This window comes from Acinetobacter sp. YH16032, from assembly GCF_013417345.1.
GTDB lineage: Bacteria > Pseudomonadota > Gammaproteobacteria > Pseudomonadales > Moraxellaceae > Acinetobacter.
The window spans coordinates 342,489-356,997 of sequence record NZ_VPEE01000001.1 but is presented as its reverse complement, the minus strand read 5'-3'; the positions used below and the strand labels follow the sequence as shown (position 1 = coordinate 356,997).

At 36.8% G+C, this 14,509-nt stretch carries 13 protein-coding genes, 1 tRNA gene and 1 other annotated feature; of the genes, 8 read left to right on the top strand and 6 right to left on the bottom strand.

From position 1 onward, the window contains the following. Window positions 1–28: 28 nt before the first annotated feature. Window positions 29–1,248 (bottom strand): IS3 family transposase gene (locus tag FTV32_RS01730; protein ID WP_180027701.1). Its coding sequence is split into 2 segments (ribosomal slippage): window positions 29–972 and window positions 972–1,248, totalling 1,221 coding nucleotides; the frame shifts between segments, so codons are not numbered across the junction. Next, window positions 857–973, bottom strand: a sequence feature (AL1L pseudoknot). It overlaps the preceding gene by 117 nt. 308 nt (window positions 1,249–1,556) lie before the next feature. Here FTV32_RS01730 and FTV32_RS01725 point away from each other — a divergent pair. Both FTV32_RS01725 and FTV32_RS01720 read left to right on the top strand, forming a co-directional pair. Then, the gene (locus FTV32_RS01725; RefSeq protein ID WP_180027700.1) at window positions 1,557–2,849 is read left to right on the top strand and encodes a type II toxin-antitoxin system HipA family toxin; all 1,293 of its coding nucleotides are present in this window, start codon (window positions 1,557–1,559) and stop codon (window positions 2,847–2,849) included. A gap of 619 nt (window positions 2,850–3,468) precedes the next feature. Beyond that, the gene (locus tag FTV32_RS01720) at window positions 3,469–3,795 is read left to right on the top strand and encodes a helix-turn-helix domain-containing protein (protein WP_180027699.1); all 327 of its coding nucleotides are present in this window, start codon (window positions 3,469–3,471) and stop codon (window positions 3,793–3,795) included. A 487-nt stretch (window positions 3,796–4,282) separates the two neighbouring features. On the opposite strand, the gene FTV32_RS17400 is transcribed toward FTV32_RS01720, so the two are convergent. From FTV32_RS17400 to FTV32_RS01705, 3 genes are all read right to left on the bottom strand, one after another. After that, window positions 4,283–4,585 carry a hypothetical protein gene (locus FTV32_RS17400; RefSeq protein ID WP_257227571.1) on the bottom strand — a complete coding sequence of 101 codons (303 nt, stop codon included), beginning with the start codon at window positions 4,583–4,585 and terminating at the stop codon, window positions 4,283–4,285. Between the two features lie 125 nt (window positions 4,586–4,710). Beyond that, complete coding sequence (locus tag FTV32_RS01710) at window positions 4,711–5,955, bottom strand: tyrosine-type recombinase/integrase (RefSeq protein ID WP_180027698.1); 1,245 nt, start codon at window positions 5,953–5,955, stop codon at window positions 4,711–4,713. A gap of 192 nt (window positions 5,956–6,147) precedes the next feature. Next, window positions 6,148–6,224: transfer RNA gene (locus FTV32_RS01705), tRNA-Ile, on the bottom strand. Window positions 6,225–6,552: 328 nt separating this feature from the next. Here FTV32_RS01705 and FTV32_RS01700 point away from each other — a divergent pair. Both FTV32_RS01700 and FTV32_RS01695 read left to right on the top strand, forming a co-directional pair. Beyond that, window positions 6,553–7,119 carry a 1-acyl-sn-glycerol-3-phosphate acyltransferase gene (locus FTV32_RS01700; RefSeq protein WP_180027697.1) on the top strand — a complete coding sequence of 189 codons (567 nt, stop codon included), beginning with the start codon at window positions 6,553–6,555 and terminating at the stop codon, window positions 7,117–7,119. Between the two features lie 107 nt (window positions 7,120–7,226). Next, window positions 7,227–7,976, top strand: coding sequence for a YebC/PmpR family DNA-binding transcriptional regulator (locus FTV32_RS01695; protein WP_035264495.1), 750 nt, complete (start codon window positions 7,227–7,229; stop codon window positions 7,974–7,976). 76 nt (window positions 7,977–8,052) lie between these two features. On the opposite strand, the gene FTV32_RS01690 is transcribed toward FTV32_RS01695, so the two are convergent. Together FTV32_RS01690 and FTV32_RS01685 are read right to left on the bottom strand one after the other, a co-directional pair. Then, window positions 8,053–8,523, bottom strand: coding sequence for an Lrp/AsnC family transcriptional regulator (locus FTV32_RS01690; protein WP_035264497.1), 471 nt, complete (start codon window positions 8,521–8,523; stop codon window positions 8,053–8,055). Window positions 8,524–8,636: 113 nt separating this feature from the next. Further along, a complete protein-coding gene (locus FTV32_RS01685) occupies window positions 8,637–9,401 on the bottom strand; it encodes a glutathione S-transferase family protein (RefSeq protein WP_180027696.1) in 765 nt (254 codons plus the stop codon). A gap of 373 nt (window positions 9,402–9,774) precedes the next feature. On the opposite strand from FTV32_RS01685, the gene FTV32_RS01680 reads away from it, so the two are divergent. The 4 genes from FTV32_RS01680 to FTV32_RS01665 are packed head-to-tail and all read left to right on the top strand — an operon-like array spanning window position 9,775 to window position 14,508. Beyond that, window positions 9,775–10,977, top strand: a complete 1,203-nt coding sequence (locus FTV32_RS01680; protein ID WP_180027695.1) for an SfnB family sulfur acquisition oxidoreductase — start codon at window positions 9,775–9,777, stop codon at window positions 10,975–10,977. Between the two features lie 9 nt (window positions 10,978–10,986). Then, window positions 10,987–12,210, top strand: coding sequence for an SfnB family sulfur acquisition oxidoreductase (locus tag FTV32_RS01675; protein ID WP_180027694.1), 1,224 nt, complete (start codon window positions 10,987–10,989; stop codon window positions 12,208–12,210). Next, a complete protein-coding gene (locus tag FTV32_RS01670; RefSeq protein ID WP_180027693.1) occupies window positions 12,210–13,640 on the top strand; it encodes an LLM class flavin-dependent oxidoreductase in 1,431 nt (476 codons plus the stop codon). The genes FTV32_RS01675 and FTV32_RS01670 overlap by 1 nt, the downstream gene beginning before the upstream one ends. A 25-nt stretch (window positions 13,641–13,665) precedes the next feature. Continuing rightward, entirely contained in the window at window positions 13,666–14,508 is an 843-nt protein-coding gene (locus FTV32_RS01665) for a MetQ/NlpA family ABC transporter substrate-binding protein (RefSeq protein ID WP_180027692.1), read from the top strand. Window position 14,509: the final 1 nt, after the last annotated feature.

Genomic DNA, 14,509 nt, shown 5'->3' with positions numbered 1-14,509 from the left:
CGGGTTTGTCGGAGACTTTTTATTTAAGTTAGGCCACCTGACCTAACGGGTTAATCTTATCATAGTACATTGCTTCAAAATCAAAAGGTGATACATAACCCAGTGCACTGTGTACACGCTTTTTATTGAACCAATCTACCCAGTTTAGTGTCGCAAGCTGTACTTCTACTAAACCTTGCCAATCTGCTTTTAAATATTCAATCACCTCTGTTTTGTATAAGCCATTCACTGTTTCAGCCAAAGCATTATCGTATGAATCACCAGTCGTACCGACTGATGCTCTTAAATTTGCTGCTTCTAAACGATTGGTATAACGAATGGAAAGATATTGCACACCTCTGTCGGAATGATGAATCACATTCTTTGGCATGCCTCGATCATGCAATGCTTGCTCAAGTGCATCGAGCACCATATCTGTATTCATCCGTGTAGATACTTTCCATCCAACAATTGCTCGTGAGAACACATCAATAATAAAGGCGGTATAGACCCAGCCTGAATGAGTTTGAATATACGTAAAGTCACTCACCCACAGTTGGTCAGGATGATCAGCATTAAAATTACGTTTCACTAAATCATGTGCTCTTTTTTGATCATCTCGGCTACGGGTGGTTTGTTTATTCTTACCACGCCAAACACCTTGTATACCTAGCTTCTGCATCAATCGAGCAACTGTACAACGTGCGATAACATAACCTTCACGTTTCAATTGTTGCCAGACCTTACGCACACCATATCGACCTGAACTTTCTTTCCAAATTCGTTGAATTTGTTCAGCATGATGCTCATCATGTCGATCTCGTTTCGCTCGAGGTTCTGGATTGTCAGCGAGATCTAAAGTTCGGTAATAGGTTGAAGCTGCGATCGGTAAAATCTTACAAATCGCATCAACACCATATAAGTCTTTATTGTTATGGATGAAATCCACCATTATTTGTGTGGGCGGTCGAGCTCCGCCTGGGCGAAAAAAGCGGCTGCTTTACGTAGAATTTCATTCGCACGTTGCAGTTCTTTATTTTCACGTTCCAGTTGTTTGATACGTTCTTGATCTGAAAATTGTTGTACTTTGATTGGATTTTGTTGATCCAAGTATTTTTGATACCAAACACGTAGTGTTTCAGGAGTACAGCCAATTTTAGGAGCAATTGCGGAAACTGCAGCCCAATTCGATGGATAATCTTTCTCGGATTCAATCAATAATTGAACCGCTCTTTCTCTGATTTCAGGGGTATATTTTAATTTTGTCATCGGGATAGTCTCTCAGAATATTGACTCTCCGACAAACCCGGTACGGTTCAAGGCTTTTTATATGTTTTATATACTGTATGCTACTAGTAATAATTAAAAAAACCACTTAATGCGGTTTTTCTTAATAACACAGCACAGTCTAATAATACTGAATAGCCATAAATTCTATATACATATTTTGGTAAAATAAAATTGCAAATTTACAAGATTTTTTGGATTAGAACCTTTTAATTTCAGAGACTAGTTTTTTATTAAAAAAATAATAAACTACTTAATTACATCCCTAATTTTTTTATTTAATCATATATATGGATAATTTTTGTACCATTCAAGTATTTTTAAATAATGAGTGGATCGACTGTGCAACTGTTGAACTTAGAGATCTAGAAACTAAAGGTTGGTTGGCTAAAACTGCAACATACTACTTATTTGATTATGCAATTGATTACATTAATTTGAAAGATAATCATGCTCTTTCAAATTATTATCCTGTAACTATAAATAGTAATCTTGAAACCACATGGCCAGCTTTTCTTATGGATTTATTACCACAAGGGTACGGTCGAAGAGAGTTATTAAAAAAACTTGGTCACTCTGAATATGCACAAGAGCTAGCAGATTGGTCTTTACTTAGGGCAGGAGCTAGTAACTGCATTGGAAATTTAAGGGTTAAAGAGGCACACGAATGGCTTCTATCTCAGTACTCACCTCAACCAATAATAGGATTTTCACTAGAAGAAATCATCCAACGTGGTGAACAATTTCTAGAATATTTAACTTCTTTAGGCTTATTTATTAATGGATCTACTGGTGTCCAAGGTGAATGGCCAAAACTGTTATTGACACAGAGTTATGATGACCTATTTTATCTAGATCACACACTACCAGATAACAAGGCAAAACAACACTGGTTGGTTAAGTTCAGCCGTGGTAGAGATGAACGTCTAAATAAAATTTTAATGCATGAACCACTGTATATGCAATTAGCTGAATATCTTGGTCTGAATGTATTTAAAAAGTTAGAGCTATATGGAAAAACATTGTTCATTCCACGTTTTGATAGAAAGGTAGAAAATAATTGTGTTGAAAGAATTGCTCAAGAAAGTTTAGCCTCATTTGGTGGAAAAGCTGGCTTTGGAGTGGCAATGACCCATAATGAAGTTTGCCAATTAATTATGAAATATTGCAGTCATCCTGAACTTGATATCATCGAATACATTAAAAGAGATTTAGCAAATATTGCTTTAGGAAACAAAGATAACCATACACGAAATACTGCATTTCAACGACTCAATAATGGTTGTATTCAATTAACTCCTCTCTACGATTTCACTCCTACATGGATGCATCCAGATGGAATCTCTAGATGTACTAGATGGGAAAATGACGATACTAATTGGAGAGAAATTACAAACTATATTTTACAAAATACTTCTATAACCGAGGATCAAATAAAATACACGTTTACTGAACAGCTTGACTTATACAAAGGCTTATTAACTAAAATGGAATCCATAGGAATTGATTATGAGATCATCGAAAATTGCAAATATAGAATTCAAGATATTTGCCAACAATTAACAACAATTTGTCATAGATAGAAAATCCTTCTCAAAAAACAATCTATATCATACTGATTTTTAAACTGAAGAACTTCATACGTTCAAGCATAAACTGTGGATGAACAACATCGACTAAAAGTTGGTTTTAATAATTTTATGAGATGCGTTCCAATATAAATTATAAGTGATATGGTTGAAAACACGATATCTCATCAAAAGCTTAAACCAATTTATTGCAAACAAAAGAGAAATTATTTGTTTTTCCCATCTGTAATCCATCATGTACCATGTGGTATTTATCATTTAAATAAGGTAATACAAAATGTGTATTCTAATAATTATTTACACCCAGTTGAGGACAAAAATCAGGGTTATATTGTAGCTGTAACGCCGGATTCAGGGTGATTTTTGTAGCCCCTATTTTAGATACATTACGATTATTAAGTTGCCGAATACTAGTACCTGATACTCGGAGGCATCAATGTAACAATACGACTCGCGGAATAATCCATGATGGTCGTTTTACCTTTTGCTATTTTTTTTATCATGTGATGATTTAGAGGCTTCACGTTTCTTTAGTTAATCTCTAAACTGTTTCTACATTTATATAAAAATATGGCTATATCGCCATATTTTTATTGTCTATATGGCGGTAGTAATGACATTTGAATTAAACTCGAATAATTTTAAAATTCGATTGAAAGAAGCCCGAAAGATACGTAAGTTAACTCAGCAAGAGTTAGCTGAAAAAACGGGAATACCTGTGACATCAATCGCACATTTCGAAGCAGGCTCACGAAAGCCATCGCTGGAAAATTTTTATAAGCTTATTGTCATACTTAATATATCGGCAGATTACATTTTGGGACGCTGTGAAAAAATGAGTACCACAGGGATTGACCCTATTACAAATGCTTTACAGGACTTACCAGAGTTAGAACGCAAAATGATTGAAAAATTCATTATCTCACTTCAAAAAGAATGAGATTGAAGGGTTAAAAATAATTTCAAAATAAGGGCTATTAAATGATATGGATAAATACATCGATATGAATGATACAATTTTTATCTAAATATATTTTTTGATCTTGGAAAATAATTCTTAAATAAATCTCTTTCATAAATCTAAGGTTATAAAAAATTCATCCGAAAATATTATGATTAAGCCTAAAAAGTGTATAAGCCCACAATAGATTCCTGAGTATACTAAACATACAAAAGTCGCTAGCAGAATGGCTAACAGTCTGATCGCTATAGCTCTTTTATCAAATCAGCCTATCAAAAAGATAGTCGTGAATGCGAATAATGTATTCGAAAAAAACTTTCTCAGCAATTTGTAATGACCCTAAATATTAAAAAACCACATTTAAGTGGTTTTTTTTACATAGCGCCTAATTGGTTTCCTACACATTGTGTGTACGCTATGGATCAACTCATCATCTATTATCAATTAGATGGTCATAAAAATCGGATTATCGTTCACATCTACATTTTGCTTTGTAATTTCTATACCACTCTTCTATTTCTTCTGTATCAAAATAGACCGCCGATTGACGAGATGTGCCATCTTTCATAAATCTTGGAAAAGTAACATCATTTTCTATAATTTTGCGTAAGCAATCTCTGGTGACATTAAGCAACTCACAAACCTGATTATACTTCAACCTAAGTGGCTTGAGATTTTTACAAACTGAAGGTATTTCTATAGCTTCAGAAGCTTGATTACGGATAACGCTACGTCTTCCATCTGAATTATAAATTCTCGAATGATCCAACTTTGGATCCTCTTTCTAAAAAACTTACACCAAGCCTAACAAATTTTTTTTTTAGGAAATTAAATCCATGTAAAACTCAAAAAAAATCACTCTCACGAGTGATATTTAAAATTAGTTGTTGAGTATTAAGTTAAGAGTGATTCGATATGGGCACTCCACCACTCCATAATCTCATAACGCTCTTCTAAGTGGGCTCCTTGATCATATGCTCCTTTAACACCGCCTTTCACGTGAGATAATGCTGCTTCGATCACCTGAGATTTATTACTAAAATGTTTATTTAAGTTGGTCGAGGCAATATGTCTAAAACCGTGGGGATTTTGCTTCCCTTTATAACCCAATCTATTTAGTGCAGCATTGAATGTTAAATTTGAAATAGGTCTGCCTAGATCATTTCTACCTGGAAATAGATATTCACTTTCTCCAGAATATTGCTTAAGTTCTTGTAAAAGCTGAATTACATGCCTTGATAAAGGAATTCCATGTTCAATTCTATTTTTCATCATATACGATGGTCTTATCCATATAGCCTCTTGAAAATCAAATTGCTCCCATCGTGCATTTTGCAGCTCTCCTGGACGCGGAAACATATGAATTAAAAGCTCTAAACCTATTGCAATCGGTCGAGATGAAGAATTTCGAATCAACGAAATCATTTTTGGTAACTGATGAATCTTTACGTGTTTCATGCTTTCGGACTCACCTTTTGCTAAATGGTTTCCAATACCTTCGAGCGGATTATATAAAATTCCCTTTTTAAACTTCGCTAAACTATAGGCACCTGAACAACATGAAATCAGCTTTTCAATTCTGTTAAAAATTCTTTCATTTATTTGCTTTTCAGTAAAAAACTCCAACCATTCTGTCGGCGTAATTGACTTATATGCACGATGTCCAAAGACTGGTATTAAATGCCGTTCAACTGATTGCTTTTCTTTTCGATAAGTATCAGCAGCCCACACTAATTTTTTTCGGTCTAACCACTCATATATTAAATTTGAAAATAATTCACTTTGCTCTTGCAACTTGTGTTGCTTAACCTCAGCCTGTGTCTTTATTTCAACTTTACCATTGAGCATATCTTCAGCTTTTTCTCTTGCTTGTAAGTAGCTGACCGAAGGGTAAGCTCCTAATCCAATCCATGACCATTTGCCTTTGGAATTTTTATAACGATATTGCCACGATTTTTTGCCATTAGACTGAACTCTGCAATATAAACCCGCTATATCAGTTGGCTCACGATATTCTTTAACTTTAGGCTTTAAAGATTTATATCTATCTTCTACATTTTTTTTACGTCTTACTGTTCCATTCTGAACAATATTTGTTGAACGGTTTATAACATCAGCCTTTCCTGAATGTGTATTCATAACGAAGGATTATCCTTATATTTTTTCTATCTTGTATCCCTGAGTTATATTTTAAATTTAGGATACAAACAAGGATACACAGAACGTGTTCCCATATGAAGTTATATGACGTTAAACAAAGTAATAAAAAACCCTTAACTCTTTTAGAATTAAGGGTTTGGATCTTATATAAAGCTATATAAGTATAAAATTTGGTGGGCCCAGACAGACTTGAACTGTCGACCAACGGATTATGAGTCCGCTGCTCTAACCAACTGAGCTATAGGCCCTATAAATACTGATTTCTCAAGTATTTTCGAATCAGAATACTAGCCAATATCAAATTCAAAAACAAGGTTTTTCATTTTTTTATCTTCAGCTTGACCAAAATTTATCCACCGCACTTTGCAAATCAAGTACGATCTTGATCTTGTACAGAATTTCAGTCACAGATATGTGAAAAATTATGAATTTTCGGTAAACATGGATGATTTAAAACTTGAACCGAAAAGCTAAATCCAATACTCAATTTTTCAATAATTGCTCATTAAAGGGATTGAATTTTTTAAACTGAAGTATGAAACTCTGCCATGTAAAATTCAAATATCTTTGTAAATCATGAAAAAACACATTGCCGAAATGGCATTTAAACTTGCTGGTGTCAAATACCATGTAGAACCAAATGTACTTGGTGATAAACAAGTCATTATCGGTTTTGAACATACCACGATGATGGATGCAGTACTTTCAATCGCACTGTTTCAAATCCATGATATCCCGATTCACACACTAATTAAAAAAGAACTATTTAAAGGACCATTCAAGCCTATTCTAGAAGGAGTTGGCGGTATTCCAGTTGACCGTCACTCAAATAAAGATATCGTGGCTCAAATGATTGAACTCTTCAATTCAAATGACAAATTTAATCTCGTAATTGCTCCTGAAGCGACGCGTGCGAAAAATGGTGAGCAACGTAAACCGATCCGCACTGGTTTTTGGCATATCGCAAAAGCGGCAAACGTCCCTATCGTTTTCTTGTTTGTGAACCAAAAAACCAAACAAGGCGGAATTTTTGGCAAAATCATGCCATCAGAGTTGGATCATGATTTGAAATTGATTCAGGAACTTTATAAGGAACATACAGGTTTAGACATTATTATTCCTGAACCGAAGAATAAAGCCTGATCTTGATCAATTGCTAAAATAAGGGTCTTTATTAAAAAAAAGCCCTTATGGTAGAATTTCGCAGATTTGATTAGGCATAAGGCCAATCTACAAGGAGCATATTTCGCATGGCGGGTCATTCCAAGTGGGCCAATATTAAGCATCGTAAAGCTAAACAAGATGCTAGTCGTGGTAAAGTTTTCACAAAATATATTCGTGAAATTGTTACAGCTGCAAAACTCGGTGGTCCAGATGCAGCAAGCAACCCACGTCTTCGTGCAGTTGTTGAAAAAGCATTGTCCGTTAACATGACTCGTGATGTCATCAACCGTGCCATTCAGCGTGGTGCTGGTGGTGAAGACAATGATGATTTAAAAGAAGTCACATACGAAGGTTATGGTGTTGGTGGTGTAGCCGTTATTGTTGAGACAATGACTGATAACTTAAACCGTACCGTACCAGATGTTCGTCACTGCTTCTCTAAAACAGATGGTAACTTAGGTACTAACGGCTCAGTTGCTTTCCTTTTCACAAAACGTGGCGAAATTACTTTTGAAGATGTTTCTTTAGAAGACCAAATTATGGACGTTGCGTTGGAAGCTGGTGCAGAAGACATTGAAGTGACAGAAGATGAAATTCTTGTGATCACCACACCAGAGTCTTTTGGTACAGTGCAAGATGCTTTAGCGGCTGCAGGTTTAAAATCTGACAATGCAGAAGTGGTGATGAACCCTTCAACTAAAGCAGAAATCACAGATATCGATCAAGCGAAAAAAATCATGAAAATGATTGATATGCTTGAAGATTTAGATGATGTACAAAACGTATATACCAACGTTGAGTTCTCTGAAGAAGTTTTAGCGCAATTGGATGCTTAATCCATATTCAGAATTAGAAAACGCACCTTCTGGTGCGTTTTTTTAATTGAAAGGCGTCTTTTTTTGCAAGCTTGAATTATGCTTTACTCAATAAACCATGACAGTTAAATACATCATATTCTTTAATGACAAAGCTTGAATGCAATGCCACAACATGATCAATTTTACCAATGCGCTGTAACAAAATCTGGCTATAATTTTCCATATCACGAGCAACAACTTCTATAATAAAATCAGCAGATTGCCCTGTGACTAAAAAAGCATTGATCACTTCAGGAATACTTTTAAGTTCATCTAAAAATTTTGCAAAAGTATCTGAGTCATGCTTACTCAATGATACTTGTAACAGCACGTGTAAATTAAATCCCAATTTTTGATAATTAATATCACGCTTTAAATTTGTCATGATATTGGTTTCAATGAGATGTTTAATACGACGGTGCACTGAACTTACAGACAGGTTAATACGCTCCGAAAGCTCGTTTAGATTCAAATCTTCATGCGTAAGAATTTCTAAAATTTGTTTATCGTAACGATCTAATTCCATCTTCTTCTCAATATTTTCATGGCATAAAATGATTATGCGTTATTTTTTCAAAAATATCGATTCAAATGAAAATAAATTAACCAATCAGACAACATAACAGAAAATATGCTCTGTTATATCCCGCGCCAATCTACCCGCGCATTTCGCTCATTGGCATAAATGCGTTTAACATATTGCCCTATCGGCAAATCAAGCAATTGATTTTGATAGTCCTCAAATTCAGATGAAACTGGCTGATGATATTCTCTTTCCCAAGGTGTACCAGAGATCTCAAGTAGTGGAGCAAGCATTGAACAAACAGCGATATCTGCCAAACCCAAACGATCTCCTACCAAATATCGAGCTTGATTCTGAATCAATTGATCGTTTAACTGCAAAATAATTTCATGCATGTTTTCTTTAGCAAGCGCAACTTGTTCATCATCAAGTTGGTAGCTAGTTGAAACCAAAGTTTTGATAAGTGGCTTACTGATCTTTTGAAATTTTCTCAGATATCCTTTTTCACCAATCATGATTTCTAGCGGCTCATCGCTTTCAGATAAAGCTTGAGCAAGCCCCCAGCGCCTCACTGATACACCCAATTGATTACTCAGGTCATTAATTTCAAGTGCTTTTTTTCTTAACTTTAAATCTGATCTGAGCAATGAATGCTCTGGATAAACATCATCCAAATACAGGGCGATTTGGGTTGAATCTGCAATCCACTTTTCTTTATCACGTAATATCGGCAGAGAGTTTTGACCTGTTTTTAATTTTGCGAATGCACGATGTACGCCCGGAATCATATTTTGAGCAACATAATCCAATTCCTTATGATCAAGTAACCAGCGAGCTTTTTCACAAAAGTGAGATAAAGGAAACTGGTAAAGGATGCGCATAAAATCTCCGAAGTCTTGATCAATCATAGGATTTATTGTTTTGCTTACTTTATGCAACCCTATGCCAAAACACAATGTGATAATGCATCAATTGCAACTTAAATTGTTATTTTTGGAAATATGAATCCGTTAAATTATAAATGTTTAGCAAATCTTTATCATTTTTATTGCAAAGTCTAAATGAATCCATCGTGTTTAGAGCACTATGATTTATTAAAATTCATTATTAATCAATAATTTAAATTTTCTAATATTTTTCAATCGATATCTATATTTGTCTTAAGCATTTTTTTTGAATAGTTCCACAAAAACCAGCATTAAAAAAAAATATTCTATGGGCGTAGCGTATATCTCCTCAAAGAGGAATTGATCTATGTCTCGTTTAATTACTGAAAATGTTCATGTTATTGAAAATGATCAAGATGCCATTCATGCAGCCTATCATGTTGCTGATTATGCGCTCGAAGGTCGCAATCAGCGTGACCAACAACGAGCTTTGCCATTTGCAGAAATTGAATTATTCAGCCAAAAAGGTTTAGGAGGCTTACGCATCCCCCACGTCTATGGCGGTGCTGAAGTCTCTCATCGTACCCTTGCCCAAGTATTTCGTATTTTAAATAAAGCGGATTCAAGTTTAGGGCAAATTCCACAAAATCAAATTGCTTTGCTCAATATGATCAACATCATGGGAAGCCATGAACAAAAGCAATTTATTTTCAACGAAATTTTAAAAGGTAAGCGTCTTGCCAATGGGGGGCCAGAACGACATACCAAAGATACCAAGACTTTAGACACACACCTTGTTGTGGAGGATGGGAAATATCGAGTTTCAGGAAAAAAATTCTACTCTACAGGCAGTTCATTTGCACATTGGTTAGCTATCAAAGCCATACACCCTGAAGGTCACGTGGTTTTAGTTTTAGTGAACCGTGAATCCAGTGGTGTCGAAGTGATCAATGACTGGGATGGATTTGGTCAACGTACCACTTCAAGTGGCACAGTGATTTTAGATCAAGTTGAAGTTGATCCATTACTGATTTTTGATGAAAGAAAATTATTGGACGTCCCTAATTTTAGAGGTGCTTTTTCACAGCTGATGCAAGTTGCTATCGATGTTGGTATTGCTGAAGCAGCGTTTGAGGACATGTTATATGCGATCCGTAAAGCACGCCCAATTGTGGATGCACAAGTTGAACGTGCCAGTGATGAGCATTTCACCTTACAAGAATTTGGCAAAGCTAATGTTTTGTTAGATGCCGCCATTCTTTTGCTTGATGAAGCAGCTGATTATTTAGATTCACTCAGTGTGGTTGAACAACTCTCTGATGAGCAGATAGCTGAAGCTTCGATCAAAGTTGCTGAAGCTAAAGTCTATGCCAATGATGCTGCACTGCATATCTCAGAAAAGTTGATAGAGCTCGGAGGAAGTCGCGCCAGCCTCAATGTTCATAATTTTGATCAACACTGGCGAAATGCACGTGTACATACCCTTCATGATCCCATTCGCTGGAAACTTCACGCGCTGGGTTCGTATTACTTAAACCATACTTTTCCTGCACGTCATGCCTGGATTTGAGGAGTCATCATGTCATCTTTACAAGCTTTAGAGATCCAAGAATCAGGCAGCTATAGACCAGCTCATATTATTCGCTCTGATGAAGAAGCATTAAAAGTCGCACACGAACTCGCAGAAAAGTTTAAACACCGTGCATCTGAGCGAGATTTAAATCGTGAACTTCCTCATGAAGAAATAGAAGCTTACAGTCAATCTGGCTTATGGGCCATTACAGTACCTCAACAATATGGCGGTGCCGATGTTTCTATTCATACACTGACAAAAATCATCGCATTAATGAGTGGTGTTGATGGCTCTATCGGACAAATTCCACAAAATCATTTCTATGCACTTGAAATTTTGAGAAATACTGGGTCTGAGGCTCAAAAAAGACGTTTATTTACTGAAGTTTTACAAGGTGCACGCTTTGGAAATGCCTTGGCTGAGTTTAAAACTAAAAATGCAGCACAACGCCATACCTCTTTAAGACAAGTCGAAAATGGATATGTCCTCAATGGAGAAAAATTTTATTGCACTGGCAGTCTATTCGCTCACCGTATTCCAACCCTTGCTAGTGATGAACAAGAGCGCCAGTTTCTGGTCTTTGTTCCACGTCATAGCGAGGGCTTAAGCCTAATAGATGACTGGAGTGGATTTGGACAACGCACCACTGGCAGTGGGACTGTTAAATTTGAAAATGTACAGATTGACCCAGAGGATGTAGTCCCTTTTGATTCAGCTTATTCAACCGCCACCATTTCAGGTCCATTTGCACAAATTATTCATGCCTCAATTGAAACAGGCATTGCTCGAGCTGCTTTTGAAGAAACATTAATACGCGTTCGTCAAGCACGCCCTTGGATAGATGCAAAAGTTGAACATGCCACTCAAGACCCTTTGACACTGTACGAAATTGGTCGAATTGCAACAGACGTCAAGGCCACTGAGTTACTACTTAAACAAGCAGCGCAAGCGGTTCAAGACGCCAAGGTCGCCCCTTCAGAACATTCAGTTGCACATGCTTCTATTCAAGTGGCTAAAGCACGTGCACACAGTACCGAAACTGCACTAAAAGTCTCGTCAAAACTAATTGAACTGGCTGGTAGCCGTGGAAGTCAACGAAAAGATAATCTTGATCGATACTGGAGAAACGCACGTGTTCATACCTTACATGATCCAGCGCGTTGGAAATATTTTTTTATTGCCAATTATGTTTTAAACGGCGTATTCCCCCCAAGACGAGGTACGCTGTAATGACAAAAAATAAATCGAATCCTCAAAAACAGATCCTGCTCAATGCATTTGATATGAATTGTGTGGGTCATATTAATCATGGGCTTTGGACACATCCACGTGATCAATCCTACCGTTTTAATCAATTAAGTTATTGGACAGAACTCGCTCAAACTTTAGAGAAAGGTCTTTTCGATGGATTATTCATTGCCGATATTACTGGCGTTTACGATGTCTATCAAAATAGCATTGATCTAACCTTAAAAGAATCGATTCAACTGCCGAGCCATGATCCAAGCACACTGGTGTCTGCAATGGCAGCCGTCACACAGCATTTGGGTTTCGGTATCACAGTGAACTTAAGTTATGAATCTCCTTATCAATTTGCTCGTCGCTTCGCGAGTCTGGATCATCTGACCCAAGGACGTTTGGGATGGAATATCGTCACAGGCTATTTGGATAGCGCAGCACGATTAGTCGGTCAGCAAGGGCTGAAAGATCACGACTTACGTTATGAACAAGCCGAAGAATTTTTAGAACTCTGCTACAAATTTTGGGAAGGCTCTTGGGAAAATGATGCTGTCATCCAAGATAAGCTCAATCGCATTTTTACCGATCCGAGTAAAGTACATGCGATCCACCATCAAGGAGAGTTCTATAACAGTCACGGCGTCTTCCAAGTCTCGCCTTCAGTGCAACGTACACCTGTGCTATATCAAGCGGGAGCATCACCTAAAGGACTACAGTTTGCCACTCGGCATGCAGAAGCCATGTTTATTGGTGGAGATACCGCTGAAAAAATTGCGTCTCAAACACAAAAGATTCGCCAATTAGCCCATTCACACGGTCGTGATGGTACAGCAATTAAATTATTTGCAGGCATCACTGTCGTCACTGCTGAAACAGATCAACAAGCGCAAGAAAAACTACAGGAATATATTCGATATGCAAGTCCTGAAGCTGGCATTGCGCATTTCTCAAGCTCAATCGGAACAGACTTAGGTCATCTAAAAGATGAGGATGCTATTCCATATAAAAAAACCAATAGCATCGTTTCTGTAAATGAGCGCTTTAAGGAAAACAAAGTCACTTTGGCAGATTTAAAAGCTCAGCATGTACTCGGTGGACGTTATCCCTTATTTGTTGGCAGTGGAGCAACAGTTGCTCAACAGCTAATCGAATTCATTGATATTTCTGGATTAGATGGTTTTAACCTTGCCCGTACAGTCGCTCCAGAGTCACATCAAGATTTTATTCGTTATGTCATTCCTGAACTCCAACAACGTGGTCGCTATAAGACCGCCTATGCTGAGGGTAGCTTAAGGCACAAGCTATTCAATGCAGGAGATCATTTACCACATTCACATCCTGCACATCATTTCCGATGTCCAAGCTCAAAACAAGATATACAACAATCAAATTTAAATCCTATACACCAACATTCAGCTTAAGTTTTTAATATTTAGGGGTCTTTCTATGGCACAAGCTCAGTCTTCTCGACTTAAATGGATCGGCGTTGCAATCGGCATTATTGTGATTGCAGCGTTTGCATGGTCCTTTTTGAAAAAAAATGATCAACAAGAAATTGTCATTGGTATTAGCCCACCTTTTGCAAAACCACTTCAAGCCGCAATTGAAGAAGCAAAGGCTCAAGGCATTCATGTACGTTTGGTGGAATTTTCAGATTGGAATACACCCAACATCACCCTAAATCATGGGGATATTGATGCAAATTATTTTCAGCATCAACCTTTCTTAAATAATGCGTTAAAAGAAACCAACTTTAAGCTCAAACCCTTGGGCATCGGCTCAGGAACACATGTCGGTTTATATTCAAAAAAATATAAAGCGATTAGTGAGTTTGAAAATGGCGCTCGAGTTGTACTGCCAAATGATCCTGTGAATCAGGGTCGCGCCCTACTCCTCTTACAACACGCTGGATTAATACAACTTAAGGATTCCAACAACCACTTATCCAACTTAAAAGACATTCAAACCAATCCGAAAAAATTAAACTTTATTGAAGTCGAAGGTCCGCAAACTGCGCGTGCCGTAGATGATGCAGACCTCGTATTTAGCTATCCAATGTACCTACGCTTAGCACAAACGATTGATCCAAATGATGCCTTAATTTTGGATGAAATTAATAACACGCTTTATGCCATCTTATTTGTTGTTCGCGATGACTTTGAACAAACTCAGCCTGAAAAAGCAGCTCAACTGAAAAAATTTATCCAAATTTATCAAAGCTCAGACAAAGTTAAACAAGCATTGAATGAGGATATTGGTGAAAAACTATGGTTCAAAGGCTGGAAATAAG